Annotated in this window: 17 protein-coding genes; 5 read left to right on the top strand and 12 right to left on the bottom strand. The window is 64.9% G+C overall.

Annotation, left to right across the window (positions count from 1 at the left end):
- Window positions 1–24: 24 nt before the first annotated feature.
- The gene (locus tag M673_RS09475; RefSeq protein ID WP_061975643.1) at window positions 25–510 is read left to right on the top strand and encodes a peroxiredoxin; all 486 of its coding nucleotides are present in this window, start codon (window positions 25–27) and stop codon (window positions 508–510) included.
- A gap of 15 nt (window positions 511–525) precedes the next feature.
- Here the strand turns inward: M673_RS09475 and rnhA are convergent, their stop codons facing one another.
- From rnhA to coxB, 11 genes are all read right to left on the bottom strand, one after another.
- Window positions 526–1,017: a ribonuclease HI gene (gene rnhA / locus M673_RS09470; RefSeq protein ID WP_061975641.1), complete on the bottom strand. Its 492-nt coding sequence runs from the start codon at window positions 1,015–1,017 to the stop codon at window positions 526–528.
- Window positions 1,014–1,994 carry a homoserine kinase gene (locus tag M673_RS09465; RefSeq protein WP_061975639.1) on the bottom strand — a complete coding sequence of 327 codons (981 nt, stop codon included), beginning with the start codon at window positions 1,992–1,994 and terminating at the stop codon, window positions 1,014–1,016. The genes rnhA and M673_RS09465 overlap by 4 nt, the downstream gene beginning before the upstream one ends.
- A 1-nt stretch (window position 1,995) precedes the next feature.
- Entirely contained in the window at window positions 1,996–3,024 is a 1,029-nt protein-coding gene (gene ispH / locus M673_RS09460; protein ID WP_061975637.1) for a 4-hydroxy-3-methylbut-2-enyl diphosphate reductase, read from the bottom strand.
- Window positions 3,025–3,079: 55 nt separating this feature from the next.
- Window positions 3,080–3,874: an SURF1 family protein gene (locus tag M673_RS09455; RefSeq protein ID WP_082639280.1), complete on the bottom strand. Its 795-nt coding sequence runs from the start codon at window positions 3,872–3,874 to the stop codon at window positions 3,080–3,082.
- Window positions 3,861–4,253 (bottom strand): DUF983 domain-containing protein, encoded by a 393-nt coding sequence (locus tag M673_RS09450; RefSeq protein WP_061975635.1) that lies wholly within the window; start codon window positions 4,251–4,253, stop codon window positions 3,861–3,863. The genes M673_RS09455 and M673_RS09450 overlap by 14 nt, the downstream gene beginning before the upstream one ends.
- Before the next feature lie 88 nt (window positions 4,254–4,341).
- Complete coding sequence (locus M673_RS09445; protein ID WP_061975633.1) at window positions 4,342–5,223, bottom strand: cytochrome c oxidase subunit 3; 882 nt, start codon at window positions 5,221–5,223, stop codon at window positions 4,342–4,344.
- Between the two features lie 71 nt (window positions 5,224–5,294).
- Entirely contained in the window at window positions 5,295–5,903 is a 609-nt protein-coding gene (locus tag M673_RS09440) for a cytochrome c oxidase assembly protein (protein WP_061975631.1), read from the bottom strand.
- Window positions 5,896–6,051: a hypothetical protein gene (locus tag M673_RS09435; RefSeq protein WP_061975629.1), complete on the bottom strand. Its 156-nt coding sequence runs from the start codon at window positions 6,049–6,051 to the stop codon at window positions 5,896–5,898. Before M673_RS09435 ends, M673_RS09440 begins: the two co-directional genes overlap by 8 nt.
- A gap of 1 nt (window position 6,052) precedes the next feature.
- Complete coding sequence (locus M673_RS09430; RefSeq protein WP_061975627.1) at window positions 6,053–6,985, bottom strand: heme o synthase; 933 nt, start codon at window positions 6,983–6,985, stop codon at window positions 6,053–6,055.
- Window positions 6,986–7,110: 125 nt separating this feature from the next.
- Window positions 7,111–8,715 carry a cytochrome c oxidase subunit I gene (ctaD, locus tag M673_RS09425; RefSeq protein WP_061975625.1) on the bottom strand — a complete coding sequence of 535 codons (1,605 nt, stop codon included), beginning with the start codon at window positions 8,713–8,715 and terminating at the stop codon, window positions 7,111–7,113.
- Between the two features lie 24 nt (window positions 8,716–8,739).
- Entirely contained in the window at window positions 8,740–9,684 is a 945-nt protein-coding gene (gene coxB / locus M673_RS09420) for a cytochrome c oxidase subunit II (RefSeq protein WP_061975623.1), read from the bottom strand.
- Window positions 9,685–9,993: 309 nt separating this feature from the next.
- Between coxB and M673_RS09415 the strand changes: the two genes are divergently transcribed.
- Both M673_RS09415 and tldD read left to right on the top strand, forming a co-directional pair.
- The gene (locus M673_RS09415) at window positions 9,994–10,491 is read left to right on the top strand and encodes an invasion associated locus B family protein (RefSeq protein ID WP_061975622.1); all 498 of its coding nucleotides are present in this window, start codon (window positions 9,994–9,996) and stop codon (window positions 10,489–10,491) included.
- Window positions 10,492–10,593: 102 nt separating this feature from the next.
- Window positions 10,594–12,009 carry a metalloprotease TldD gene (gene tldD, locus M673_RS09410; RefSeq protein WP_061975619.1) on the top strand — a complete coding sequence of 472 codons (1,416 nt, stop codon included), beginning with the start codon at window positions 10,594–10,596 and terminating at the stop codon, window positions 12,007–12,009.
- 22 nt (window positions 12,010–12,031) lie between these two features.
- On the opposite strand, the gene pdxH is transcribed toward tldD, so the two are convergent.
- Window positions 12,032–12,649, bottom strand: a complete 618-nt coding sequence (gene pdxH, locus M673_RS09405) for a pyridoxamine 5'-phosphate oxidase (RefSeq protein WP_061977766.1) — start codon at window positions 12,647–12,649, stop codon at window positions 12,032–12,034.
- 76 nt (window positions 12,650–12,725) lie between these two features.
- Here pdxH and M673_RS09400 point away from each other — a divergent pair, with 76 nt between their 5' ends.
- Entirely contained in the window at window positions 12,726–13,142 is a 417-nt protein-coding gene (locus M673_RS09400) for an RT0821/Lpp0805 family surface protein (protein ID WP_061975618.1), read from the top strand.
- Between the two features lie 168 nt (window positions 13,143–13,310).
- A complete protein-coding gene (locus M673_RS09395) occupies window positions 13,311–14,270 on the top strand; it encodes a DnaJ C-terminal domain-containing protein (protein WP_061975616.1) in 960 nt (319 codons plus the stop codon).
- Window positions 14,271–14,369: the final 99 nt, after the last annotated feature.

Here is a 14,369-nt window from a genome sequence, read left to right as displayed (position 1 = left end):
AATCGACGAGACAAGAGGACTGCCATGACCCTATCGATCGGCGACAAACTGCCTGCCGCCACCTTCCGCACGCCCAGCGAGGACGGCCCGAAGACGCTCACGACGGACGATGTCTTCAGCGGAAAGACCGTGGTTCTGTTCGCCGTTCCCGGCGCGTTCACGCCGACCTGCACGATGAACCACCTTCCCGGCTTTCTGGAGCTCAACGAAGAGATCCGCGCCAAGGGTGTCGACACGATCGCCGTCGTCGCGGTGAACGACGTCTTCGTCATGAAGGCCTGGGCCAAGGCGACCGAGGCGGGCGATCGGATTCTGTTCCTTGCGGATGGCAGCGCCGAGTTCACGCGCGCCGCCGGGCTCGACGCCGATCTTTCGGTTGGCGGACTCGGCGTGCGCTCCAAGCGCTATTCGATGATCGTGCGGGACGGAATGGTGGCGGCCCTCAACATCGAGACCTCGCCCGGTCAGGCCGAGGTCTCGGCGGCCTCGGCGCTCCTGCAGCAGCTCTGATTCGCCATTGAGACGTCAGGCCGGCGAGGCGATCCTCGCCGGCTTGCGCTTGAAGGGCTCCATGCCCGCGCGGGCCAGTTCGTCCGCCCGCTCGTTCTCGGCATGGCCGGCATGGCCCTTGACCCAATGGAACGTCACGTCGTGGCGGTTGCGCTCCTCGTCCAGCCGCTGCCAGAGTTCGGCGTTCTTCACCGGCTTCTTTTCGGCCGTCCGCCAGCCGTTCCGCTTCCAGCCGTGAATCCACTTGGTGATTCCGTCGCGTAGATATTGCGAGTCGGAATGAAGATGCACGGCGCAGCCGCGTTTCAGCGCGCCCAAGCCTTCGATCGCGGCAAGAAGCTCCATCCGGTTGTTGGTCGTGTGCGCCTCCCCGCCAGACAGCTCCCGCTCCGTCTCTCCGCTGCGCAGGATCGCGCCCCAGCCGCCCGGCCCCGGATTGCCGGAGCAGGCACCGTCGGTGAAGATGTCGACGCGCGTCTTGTCTGTCGTGTCGGTCGTGTCGGTCATGCGATGGGAGCCTTGGAGAGAACGCCGTAGTCGGACAGGCTGCGAACCTGCCGATGGAAGCGGGACTTGCGCAGATATTCCTTCGGGTCCTTCTTGGTCACGAAGGAATTGGCCGGCGTGTTGATCCAGTCGTAGAGCCGCGTCAGGAGGAAGCGCACGGCCGCGCCCCGCGCCAGGATCGGCAGCGCCTCACGCTCCGCCGCGCTCAAGGGGCGAACGCTCTCGTATCCCTCGATCAGCTGGCGGCCCTTGGTGACGTTGAACGCGCCGTCCAGCTCGAAGCACCAGGCGCAAAGACAGATCGCCAGATCATAGGCGAGGATGTCGTTGCAGGCGAAATAGAAGTCGATGAGGCCCGACAGCTGCCCCTCCAGAAAGAAGACATTGTCGGGAAACAGATCGGCATGGATCACGCCGCTCGGCAGACCCGAAGGCCAAGCGCTCTCCAAAGCACCAAGTTCGTCGTCGATCTCGGCGCGAAGCCCGGCCTCGACCTTATCGGCATCCTCGCCGCAGGCCTCCAGAAGCGGGCGCCACGCGCCGACCGAGAGACTGTTCTCCCGCCGCAAAGCGAAGTCGCCGGTGGCCAGATGCATTCTCGCCATGGCCTGACCCACGGCGCCGCATTGCTCGGCGGTGGGACGGCGCGACCACATGCCCTCGAGGAAGGTGAAGAGCGCCGCCGGGCGCCCCGCGAGTTCCCCGAGCGTGTCGCCGTCGCGCGGCTGAACCGGCAGTGGGCAGGACAGACCCTTGCCCGCCAGATGCTCCATCAACCCGACGAAGAAGGGCAGATCGGCCCGGTTCACACGCTTTTCGTAAAGCGTCAGGATGAACGTTCCGCCCTCTGAGCGCAGCAGGAAGTTGGAGTTCTCCACGCCTTCCGCGATGCCCTTGTAGGACAGGAGGCGCCCGACATGGTAGCGCGCGAGAAAGGCGCTGAGCTCGGCCTCGCCGACTTCGGTATAGACGGCCATGTCAGTTCGTCCTTTCGCCCGCGAGCGGCCGGTTGCCGTTGACGAAGGCCATATCCTCAGCCGTCAAAGGCACGTCGCGCAGCGAGCGCATCACAGGGAAGTTCTCGTTCTCGATCGCGGTCTGAACCAATTCGATCCGCACCTCGAAGCGCTCGCGGAGCGCATCGAGAATGCCGTCGGTCAGCACTTCTGGCGCCGAGGCGCCGGCGGACATGCCGACGAGATCGCCGGCTTTCAGCTCGTCCAGCGGCAGTTCGGCCGAACCCTGCACGAGAAGCCCGCGCTTGGAGCCCGCCTTCTCCGCCACTTCCACGAGGCGCCGGGAATTGCTGGAATTGGGCGCGCCGACGATGAGGAACAGATCGGTGCCCGGCGCCGAGGCCTTCACGGCGTCCTGCCGATTGGTTGTGGCATAGCAAATCGATTCCGAGGACGGGGCGTGCAGCTCCGGGAACTTGCGCTGCAGCGCCGCCAGAATGCCGGCCGTGTCGTCCACCGACAGCGTCGTCTGCGTGACGAAGCCGAGCGCGGACGGGTCCGCCGGCGCGAAGGTCGCGACATCCGCCTCGGTCTCGATCAGCACAACCGCGCCTTCGGGCAGCTGTCCCATCGTGCCGACCACTTCGGGGTGGCCGCGATGGCCTATCAGGAGCACCTGCCTACCCAGCCGCATATGCCTCATGGCTTGCTTGTGAACCTTTGAGACCAGCGGGCAGGTCGCGTCGAGATAAAGCATCTCGCGCCGCTCGGCCTCGGCAGGGACAGTTTTGGGAACGCCGTGCGCGGAGAAGACCACCGGCTGCCCGTCGTCGGGAATGGCGTCGAGTTCTTTGACGAAGACGGCGCCCATCTGGCGCAGACCGTCCACGACATATTTGTTGTGCACGATCTCGTGTCGAACATAGACAGGCGCGCCGTAGCGCTTCAGCGCCAGGACGACGATCTGGATGGCACGGTCCACCCCGGCGCAGAAGCCGCGCGGTTCGCATAGGCGGATGGTCAGGGGCGGCTTGGTCACGAGCGCGGACAAGGCAGTCTCCGGTCGGCGGTTTCAGGTCCGAATGAGGGGATGGGGCCCCCTCCTGTCAACCCGTCGCCGCGCCGCGTCGCCTTTGAACGAGGTGCTTGACGAAAAGACCGAGCATCACCGCCAACGCCAAGGCCAAGCTGAACCATGTGATGGCGTATTGAAGATGGTCGTTCGGAAGATCAATCACGGTCACACCACCGATCGGCAGCCCTCCGGCTGCCGCGCCCGGCCCGGCGTCGATGAAGAACGGCAGGACATGGTCGGCGGGAAGGGCCAAGCCCTGTGCCATATCGGCTATGTTGCGCCAGAAGAAAACGTTCTGCCTGGGGTCGTTGTCCGGCAGAAAGGAGCCCGGCTTATCCGCCGGCGCGCTTCGCGCCAATCCCGTGATCTCCACCGGTCCGGCCGGATTGCCGACGGATCGCAAGGCCGGGTCTTTCATCGCATAGGGAACGAAGCCGCGATTGACGAAGATCCAGCGGTCCGATCCGTCCAGGCGCAGCGGCGTGAAGACATGCCAGCCGGCCTCGCCTTCTCGCGTCGCGAGGAAATAGCGCTCCCCGGAATGCTCGAACGTGCCACGGACCGTGACAGGCACGTAATCGATCGGCTCCCCTGCATTTTGCGCCGACAGCACGTCTTCGACCGGGCGCGCTGGCTGGTGGATGCGCGCATCGATCGAGGCGAGCATCGCCTCCTTCCAGGCCTTGCGTTCGAGTTGCCAGGTGCCAAGGGCGATCAGGATGCCAAGCGCGGCAAAGCCGACGACGAGTATCGCAACGATACGCCCGCGCCCGAGTGGCAGAGCGGGCACGTTCTCGCAGGTATCGGGCTGCTCACTGGTCGTCATGGGACTGAAGACGGCCTTCCGCGGCGCTGGACCGGAACTGCAGTCCGACCATCAGACCCTTCACGATCCTCATCAGCGGCGCGGCGAGGATAAAGGCCAGCGGCACCCAGAGCAGGACGTGGACATAGAGCGGCGGGCTCCACGCAACCTCGGTGTAGAGCGCGAGCCCCACCACGACGAAACTGACGATGGACATGACGAAAAACGCGGGGCCGTCAGCCGAATCCAGCGCGGCGAGATCGAGGCCGCAGCGAGAGCAGACAGGCTCCAGCCGGAGATAGCCGGCGAAGAGCCGTCCCTTGCCGCAGCGCGGACAATGGCCGGACATGCCCGCGCGCGGCGGATCGACGCCTGGATAGGCCTGGTTGGGAGTGTCCATGATCCCCTTTCCGATCGAGCGGGGTTTCAGACGAAAAAGGCGGCAGCGCCGCCTTCTTCCTTTTCATGGGATGGCCGCGAAGACTGCGTCAGGCGCCGTGGATCTGACCGCCCCAACCGCCCCAGACATAGATGGCGAAGAAGAGGAAGAGCCAGACGACGTCGACGAAATGCCAGTACCAAGCGGCCGCCTCGAAGCCGAAATGCTTGTGCGGGGTAAAGTGGCCCCGCACCGCGCGCAAAAGGCAGACGGCGAGGAAGACGACGCCGACGAAGACATGGAAGCCGTGGAAGCCCGTCGCCATGAAGAAGGTCGCGCCGTAGATCGAGCCTTTGAAGGCGAAAGGGGCATGGGCGTATTCGATATACTGGACGAAGGAGAAGATAGCGCCGAGTGCGACCGTCAACGCGAGGCCGGTGATGAGCGACTTGCGGTCGTCCTCCAACATCGCATGGTGCGCCCAGGTCACCGTCGTTCCCGACAGAAGCAGGGTAATGGTGTTGAAGAGCGGCAGGTGCAGCGGGTCGAGCACCTCGATGCCTTTGGGCGGCCAGACACCACCCAACGCCTGAACGCGCGCAGCCTGGATCGCCTCGCCAGGGAACAGGCTGGCGTCGAAGAAAGCCCAGAACCACGCTACGAAGAACATCACCTCGGAGGCGATGAACATGATCATTCCATAGCGCAGATGCATGGAGACGACGGGTGTGTGGGCGCCCTGCCGGCTTTCGCGGATCGTGTCAGACCACCACGCGTACATCGTGTAAAGGACGATCGCGAGGCCGAAATAGAAGATCCAAGGCGTCGCCAGATTCACGCCGAAGATCTGGAAGGCCGTCCCGTTGTGGAAGCGAAACATCGCCACCGCGCCGAACAGCAGGAAGAAGGCCCCGAGAGACGCCAGCGCCGGCCAGGGGCTGGGGTCGACCATGTGATAGTCGTGATGCTTCGTGTGTGTCGTGTCGGCCATCGCTCTCCCCCTCGCGCCCTTCCCTAACCGTCCTTATCAGACGGATCTTACCTGTTCACGCTTCGCCTCAGCTAGAGACGCCCGCGCGCTTGATCGTCCTTGGTCGCATCCGCGACCGGCGTCTTCTTCGGCTCGGCCGGAAAGAACGTGTAGGACAGCGTGATGGTCGGCAGGGTGCCGACATCCGCGTCGTCCAGAATCGCCGGGTCCACGAAGAAGACCACCGGCATGTCCACTTCCTCGCCCGGCTTCAAGGTTTGATCCGTAAAGCAGAAGCACTGGATCTTGTTGAAATAGGCGCCCGCCAACAGCGGTGTCACGTTGAACGTCGCGCGAGCCGTGAGTTCGCGATCCGAGACGTTGCGCACGCGGTAGGAAATCTGGCGCGTTTCGCCCAGACGCACCGTGACCTCGCGCTCGTTCGGCTGGAAGGTCCAGGGCACGCTCGGAACCGCATTGCTGTCGAACCGGACCTTCACGGTCTGGTCGAGCACGCGCGATGCGCCCATCTCGGCCCGCTGCGTCGTGCCGCCGTAACCCGTCACCTTGCAGAAGAGATCGTAAAGCGGAACCGAGGCATAGGCCGCGCCGATCATGCCGCAGGCGAAGGCGAGGCAGCTGAACGCCGTAATGCGAAAGCGGCGAAGCCGCTGGCGCGCCGCCTGATCTCCGTCACGCATGTTGACCCACCATCTTGAACAAGGTCACGACATAGAACAGCACCACGAGCGCCATAAGCGTCAGCGCGATGGCCACCGAACGGCGGCGCTGAGACTGCTTCTCCTGGCTCGTCAGCCGAACCCGGTCTTCTTCCCCCTCGCCCACCATGTCAGGCGACCACGAGAGCGAAGACGCTTTCGCCAAGCAGAATGGCAAAGAGCGCGAAGAGATAGACGATCGAGAAGCCGAACAGCTTCTTGGCCGGCACCATCGCCTCGTCCCCGTCGGGCATCCGCAGCACGAGCACGGCCCTGCGCACGAACTCGGCGCCCAGGAGCAGCGAGGCGGCGCCATAGACCGGGCCGGCAAAGCCCATGGCGAAGGGAAGGACGCCGACAGGCGCGAGGATCAGCGAATAGGCGAAGATATGGCGGCGCGTCGAGCGCTCACCGGCCACGTTCGGCAGCATCGGAATGCCGGCTGCGCCGTAGTCCTTCATCTTGAAAAGCGCCAGCGCCCAGAAATGCGGCGGTGTCCAAAGGAAGATGATCAGGAACAGGACGAAACTCTCAACCGAGACGCCGCCCGTCACCGCAGCCCAGGCGACCATGGGCGGAAAAGCGCCGGCGGCGCCGCCGATCACGATGTTCTGCGCTGTGCGGCGCTTGAGGCCCATCGTGTAGAAGACGGCATAGAAGGCGATGGTGAAAGCCAAAAAGCCGGCGGCGAACCAGTTGGACGCAAGGCCCAGCAGCATCACCGAAAGGACGGACAGCGACAGGCCGAAGGCCAGCGCGCCGCCCGGGGTGATGCGGCCCGACGGCACCGGCCGACCGGCCGTGCGCTTCATGACCCGGTCGATATCGGCGTCGTACCACATGTTCAACGCGCCGGACCCGCCCGCGCCAAGCGCGATCGCCAGCAGCGAAACGAAGCCGAGAACCGGATGTATATGGCCGGGTGCAGCGAGGAAGCCGGTCACTGCCGTCAGCACCACGAGCGACATGACGCGCGGCTTGAGGAGTTCCAAGAAGTCGCCAGGTTCGGCGAGACTGATCCCCGGACGAGCGATCCGCATGGCCGTCGCGTCGATGGCACTCATGAAACGTTCCTGTCCATTCGCGAGGCGCGACGAGCCGCGCCTCCATTTGGGTCTCGGCGCCGGCCGTCATGCCCGGCGTGGCGATCCCGCCCAGGCGGCGGGATCGACGATCGCTTGAACGCGGATCAGCGGATGCGCGGCAGTTCTTCCCACTGGTGGAAGGGCGGCGGCGAAGACAGCTGCCATTCCAGCGTGGTCGCACCCGCGCCCCAGGGATTGGCGCCCGCCAGACGCTTCTTCGCGAACGTGTCGTAGACACCATAGAGGAAGATGAGGACCGAGACACCCGAGATGTAGGAGCCGATCGAGGAAACGAAGTTCCAGCCGGCGAAGGCATCGGGATAGTCCGCGTAGCGGCGCGGCATGCCGGCGGCGCCCAGGAAATGCTGCGGGAAGAACACGAGGTTCACGCCGACGAACATGACCCAGAAATGCAGCTTCCCGATCGTCTCGTTGTACATGTAGCCGCTCATCTTCGGTAGCCAGTAGTACCAGCCGGCGAAGATCGCGAAGACCGCGCCGAGCGAGAGAACGTAATGGAAGTGTGCGACGACGTAATAGGTGTCGTGCAGCACGCGGTCCATGCCGGCATTGGCGAGCTTGACGCCCGTGACGCCGCCGACCGTGAACAGGAAGATGAAGCCGATCGACCAGAGCATCGGCGTCGCGAAGCGGAGCGAGCCGCCCCACATGGTCGCGATCCAGGAGAAGATCTTGATGCCGGTCGGGATGGCGATGACCATGGTCGCGAACACGAAGTAGCGCTGCGTGTTGAGCGAGATGCCGGTCGTGTACATGTGGTGCGCCCACACGACGAAGCCGACGACGCCGATCGCCACCATCGCGTAGGCCATGCCTAGATAGCCGAAGACGGGCTTCTTAGAGAAGGTCGAGATGATGTGGCTGACGATGCCGAAGGCCGGCAGGATCATGATGTAGACTTCGGGATGGCCGAAGAACCAGAACAGGTGCTGGTAGAGGATCGGATCACCGCCGCCCTCCGGCGCGAAGAAGGTCGTGCCGAAGTTGCGGTCCGTCAGCAGCATGGTGATGGCGCCCGCCAGGACCGGCAGCGACAGAAGCAGCAGGAACGCGGTGACGAGCTGCGACCAGGCGAAGAGCGGCATCTTGTGCAGCGTCATGCCGGGGGCACGCATGTTGAGGATCGTCGTGATCATGTTGATCGCGCCGAGGATCGACGAAGCGCCCGAGAGATGCAGCGCGAAGATCGCCAGATCCACCGCGGGACCCGGATGACCGGCGGTCGACAGCGGCGGATAGAGTGTCCAGCCCGTGCCTGCGCCATTGGAGCCCGGCGCGCCTTCCACGAACATCGACAGGATGAGCAGCAGCAGCGAAGGCGGCAGCATCCAGAACGCGATGTTGTTGATGCGCGGGAACGCCGTGTCCGGCGCGCCGATCATGATGGGAACGAAATAATTGCCGAAGCCGCCGATCAGCGCCGGCATGACAAGGAAGAACACCATCACCAGGCCGTGCGCCGTGGTGAAGACGTTGAAGATCTGCGGATTGCCGAAGATCTGCAGGCCGGGCTGCTGGAGCTCGGCGCGGATGGCGATGGACAGGCTGGCCCCGATGATGCCCGCGAAGATCGCGAAGATCAGATAGAGGATGCCGATATCCTTGTTGTTGGTCGAATAGACCCAACGAACCCAGCCGGTCGGTTGCGCATGGGCATGCGCGTGATCATGCGGTGTGGCGTGATCCATCAAGGCGTCCCCCCGGTTGTCTTGTCAGCGCGCGGCAACGACCGGCGCCTGTTGGGCGATCTCGGCCGAAAGCTGGGCGTTGGCGTTCTGAAGATTGGTGGCGGCGCTGGCGAGCCACGTGTCGAACTGCTGCTGGCTCACGACGCGAACGGCGATCGGCATGTTGTAGTGGCTGGAGCCGCAAAGCTCCGAGCACTGGCCGTAGAAGATGCCTTCGCGATTGACCTCGAACCAGTACTCGTTAAGGCGGCCGGGAACGGCGTCCACCTTCACGCCCAGCGAAGGCATGGCGAAGGAATGGATGACGTCGCCGCCGGTCGACAGGAGACGGACCACCGTGTTCACCGGGATCACCATCTCGTTGTCGACCGCCAAAAGACGGGGATAGAGGCCCTTGTCCTGCTTTCCGGCGCCGTCGCGGGCGTCCTCGGTCAGCGGGTACGACAGGAAGCTCACCGGCTGGGCAGCGGGCTCAGCGGGATTGGCGGCGGTGCCTGCGGCGGGCGAAGCGGCAGCGGCATTGGTCTTGGCCGGCTGATATTCATAGCCCCAGTACCACTGGTAGCCCGTCGCCTTCACCGTCAGCTCCGGCTCGCGCGGCGGATTGTACTGCGCCGTCAGCAGCTGGAACGAGGGAATGGCGAGACAAAGGAGAATGAGGACCGGAGCGATGGTCCAGATGATCTCGATCGTCGTGTTGTGGCTGGTGCGCGACGGGTTCGGGTTGCGCGCCTCGGTGTAACGGTACGAGACATAGGCAAGAAGTGCCGCGACGAAGATCACGATGGGCACGATGAACCACAGCGTGTAGTCGCTGAACCAGTGGATCTGCGCTTCCACGGGCGAAAGCGCTTCCTGCAGGCCCATCTGCCAGGGATGCGGTTGCCCAGGATGAATCGCGGCCTCCTGCGCCGATGCCGCGAAGGGCGAAGCGGCGAGACTCAGGGCGGCAAGGGCTGTTCTCTTCACGATTCTCCCCCTCGTGGAAGCAAATGAACCCGGCTGACCGAACGAATCATCGGCATTCGATCCGCGGCAGATCCTCCCGGGATTTCGAATGCCGCTAATGTGCAGCTAGAGGTCGGTTCAACCACGAAACCGCCGCCTTCGCAACACGACCGCGCCATGCCTCGTTGCGACATAAACGGGGCTGTGGCCGCATTGCCTCCCTCGCCGCGGACTTATCTTGGTGTGGCTCGACGCCGCGCGCCGACATGCTTTAACCTTTGGCTTCGTTCTTGACGCCGATTCCGAACGGCGTCGCATCGGGAAGACCTCATGAAGACCCTCCTCGCCTCGGCCGCCGCCGCCTTTCTGGTCCTGCAGCCCTGGGCGGCCAATGCGCAGACCGGAACCGTCAAATCCCAGCACGGCGCCTGGGCCGTGGTCTGCGACCAGCCGGCCGGCGCGGCGGGCGAGCAATGCGCCTTGCTGCAGAATGTCGTGGCCGAGGACCGGCCCGAGGTCGGCTTGTCCGTGCTGGCGCTGAAGACCGCGGACGGCAAGGCGCAGATCCTGCGGGTGCTGGCGCCGCTCGGCATCCTGCTTCCCAACGGCCTCGGTCTTTATGTCGACGGCAAGGACATCGGCCGCGCGCAGTTCGTGCGCTGCTTCGAGGACGGCTGCTACGCCGAAGTGATTCTGGACGAAACGCTGCGCCAGACCCTGTCGAGCGGCAAGGCCGCAACCTTCATCGTCTTCCAGACGCCCGAAGAGGGAATCGGCATTCCCGTGGAGCTGAACGGATTCGCGGAAGGCTTCGCGGCGCTGCCCTGAACCTTGCTCCCCTCCCCGCTTAGGTCGGACCAGCGAAGGGGCGGATGACAGCGAGGCGTCGGGCTCCTATCTCTGGCGCACGAATCCCAAGCGGAGCCTCCCATGTCCCTTTCTCTCGTCGATCGCTTCGACATGTCCCGGTCGCAGCTCGAAGCGCTTGTGTCCGATACGCTGCAGGGGGCGGACGACGGCGAGCTGTTTCTCGAATATCGCGAACAGGAATCGCTCCTATTCGACAATGGTCGGTTGAAGGCGGGCGACTTCTCGACCGACCAAGGCTTCGGCCTCCGCTGCGTGGCGGGCGAAGCGGTGGGCTATGCCCATGCCGGCGACCTGTCGGACGCCGCGCTTCGCCGGGCTGCCGGCACGGTAACGGCCGTGCGGAGCGGCCATGCCGGCACGGCGGCCGAAGCCCCGCGCGGCACCAACAGCCGGCTTTATGGCGACGGCAATCCGATCGGCGAGCCGAGCTTCGAGGCCAAGGTCAAGCTGCTTCAGGAGATCGACGGCTATTTGCGCGCCAAGGACGACGAGGTCCGGCAGGTCAGCGTTTCCGTCGCCGCCCAGTGGCAGGTGGTCGAGATCCTGCGCGCCGACGGCCAGTGGATCCAAGACGTGCGCCCGATGGTGCGTCTCAATATTTCCGTGGTGGCCGGTCGTGGCAACCGGCAGGAAACCGGCTCATCCGGCGCCGGCGGGCGGCTCGATTTCGGCGGCTTCATCGCGGTGGATCGTTGGCAGTCGTTGGCCGACGAAGCGCTGCGCCGCGCCAAGATCAATCTGGAAGCGGTGCCAGCACCGGCGGGAAGCTTCGACATCGTCTTGGCCTCAGGCTGGCCTGGCGTCATGCTGCACGAGGCGGTGGGCCACGGGCTGGAAGGCGATTTCAACCGGAAGGGCACCTCGGCCTTTTCCGGCCTGCTCGGCAAGCAGGTGGCGGCCAAGGGCGTCACCGTGGTGGACGACGGCACGATCACCGAGCGACGCGGCTCGCTGACGATCGACGACGAGGGCACGCCGACCAACCGCACCGTTCTGATCGAGGACGGCAAGCTGGTGAACTACATGCAGGATCGCCAGAACGCCCGGCTGATGGGTATGGAGGCGACCGGCAATGGCCGCCGCCAGTCCTACGCTCATGCGCCCATGCCGCGCATGACCAACACGATGATGCTGAACGGCCAACACACGCCCGAGGAGATCATCGCCTCGGTGAAGGACGGCGTCTATGCCGTGAGCTTCGGTGGCGGTCAGGTGGACATCACGTCGGGCAAGTTCGTCTTCGGCTGCACCGAGGCCTATCGTATCCGCGACGGCGTCGTGAGCGAACCGCTGAAGGGCGCCATGCTGATCGGCAACGGGCCGGATGCGATGCACCGCGTCTCGATGATCGGCAACGACACCGATCTCGACACCGGCATCGGCAATTGCGGCAAGGCCGGACAGTGGGTGCCGGTCGGGGTCGGGCAGCCGCATCTGCGGATGGACCAGATCACGGTGGGCGGGACGGAGGCCTGAGCCTCCGCCCTTTCTTCTTCCGTCAGGGATTCAGGCGCGTGGCGATCCACTCGCCTGTCTCGTCCTTCACCAGACGATAGCTGTCGTGCAGGCGGAACGCGCCGTCTTGCCAGAACTCGAACTGGACCGGCACGACGCGGAAGCCCGACCAGTGCGGCGGGCGCGGAATGTCGTCGCCGGGAAAGCGCGCGTCGAGTTCGGCAACGCGCGCTTCGAGTTCGGCGCGCGAGGCGAGCGGGCGCGACTGCTGCGAGGCCCAGGCGCCAAGCCGGCTGACGCGGGCGCGGGTGCCGTAATAGGCGTCGGCCTCGGCGTCGGTAACCATCTCCACCGTGCCGCGAACCCGCACCTGTCGCCGCAGCGACTTCCAATGGAAACATAAGGCGGCTTTGCGCTGGCCGAGCAGTTCCTGCCCTTTTCGGCTTTCGAAATTCGTGTAGAAGACGAAGCCGCTGGCATCGACTCCCTTGAGGAGAACGGTTCTGACGTCCGGCAGACCGTCGGCGTCCACGCTCGCCAGCGCCATGGCATTGGGATCGTTGATCTCCGTGCGTTCCGCTTCGCCCAGCCAGATCTGGAACGCGGCGAACGGATCGGATGGCAACTCGGTTTCACCAAACGTTAAGGCCGTTTTGAGCATCATTCGCGCACACTCCTGTTCCCGTTTTCGGCTTCGTAGAACCGAACGAAGCGGACGGCAAAGGTTAAACGGCGACATGCACGGGATTTGGAAGGCCCTGGCGGCAAGCTGCGTCATCACCGTGCTCGGTGGCTGCACCGTCATGAGCGGCAAGGCCTTGGAGGATGCAGCCAAGGTCGATCATTCCATCCAGACCGCCTCGCTCGAACCCGCCCCTTCGCCCGAAACCGAATCCGACGGACTGACGGTTCGAAACGCGGTCTCGTCGGCCAATCTGGACCGGACGCAGGCCGAGCCGCTGGCCTGGAGCAACACCGACACCGGCGCCTCGGGCACGATCACCGCGATCGAGGAAACCCGCGCCGGCGATCAGATCTGCCGCAGCTTCAAGACCTCCCGTCAGCGCTTCGACGGAGTCGCCGTCTACAAGGGCGAGACCTGCACGCGTGGCAGCGGAGAATGGACCCTGACCCGCTTCAACGAAGGGGGCTGACGCGCCGCTCGGCCGAACCAACCGGCAGGCGACGGGTCTTGACGGACGCAAAGGACTTCATTTCCGTTCCGAGTCTCGCCATATAGCGCTCAAAGCCAATCGCAAACCGGTTGCGCCGGGCCGGTCTGGTTCGGCGCTCCGTCGTTCCAGACAGGATTCCGACGCTCCATGCGCGACCCCTATACCGTCCTCGGCGTCGCCAAGACCGCCACGGAAAGCGAGATCAAGTCCGCCTTCCGCAAGCTTGCCAAGAAATATCATCCCGACGCCAATACCGACGATCCTGCGGCCGCGCCCCGTTTCAACGAGGCCAATCAGGCCTACGAGATCCTGGGTGACAAGGACAAGCGCGAGAAGTTCGACAACGGCGAGATCGACGCGGAAGGCAAGCCGAAGTTCCAGGGGTTCGGCGGCTTTGGCGGTGGTGGCGCGTCGGGCGGCAATCCGTTCGGCCAGACGCGCGGCACGGGCGGCGGGTTCGACTTTCGCGGCGGCGGCAACGGGGCCGAGTTCGGCGACGGCATCTTCTCCGATTTCTTCGACCAGGCCTTCGGCGGCGCCCGCAAGACCGGCGCGCGTGGTGGGGCCGGCTTCACCGCCGCGCGCAACGCGGCCGCCAAGGGCGAGGATATCAACGCCACGCTGAAAGTCCGGCTCGAGGACGTAATCTCGGACGAGAAGGTCGAGGCCGTGTTCCCGACGGGCAAGCGACTCGCGATCCGCCTTCCCGAAGGCGTGGAGGACGGACAGGTGATCCGCCTGCGCGGCCAGGGCCAGCCGGCGCCGATCAGCGGCAGCCAGCCGGGCGATGCGTTGGTGACCATCCAATTCGTCGATCATCCCCGCTTTAGCGTCGAGGGCCGCGATCTCGTCGTCGAGCAGACGGTCGATCTGGAGGACGCCGTGCTCGGCGGTCGAATCACGATCGACACGCTGGACGGACGGGTCGCCACCAAGATCCAGCCTTGGACGAATTCCGGCAAGACCCTGCGCCTCAAGGGCAAGGGCCTGACGCGCAAGGATGGCGGGCGCGGCGACATTCTCGTGTCGCTTGTCGTCGCCCTGCCCGCCTCGCCGGACGCCGATCTCGTGGCCCTCCTGCAGAAGCGCCGCGACGGCAGGCTGTGACCATTTTTCCGGGCGCAACCGGGACGGGCGGCGGACGGATCGTCCGGTAAGCTTGCTGGTCTCGGCCTGCTATGCCATACCGCCGCCCCAATACGGACT

Source organism: Aureimonas sp. AU20 (assembly GCF_001442755.1).
Lineage (GTDB): Bacteria > Pseudomonadota > Alphaproteobacteria > Rhizobiales > Rhizobiaceae > Aureimonas.
The sequence above is the reverse complement of the archived record's forward strand: the minus strand, read 5'-3'. Positions and strand labels throughout refer to the sequence as shown.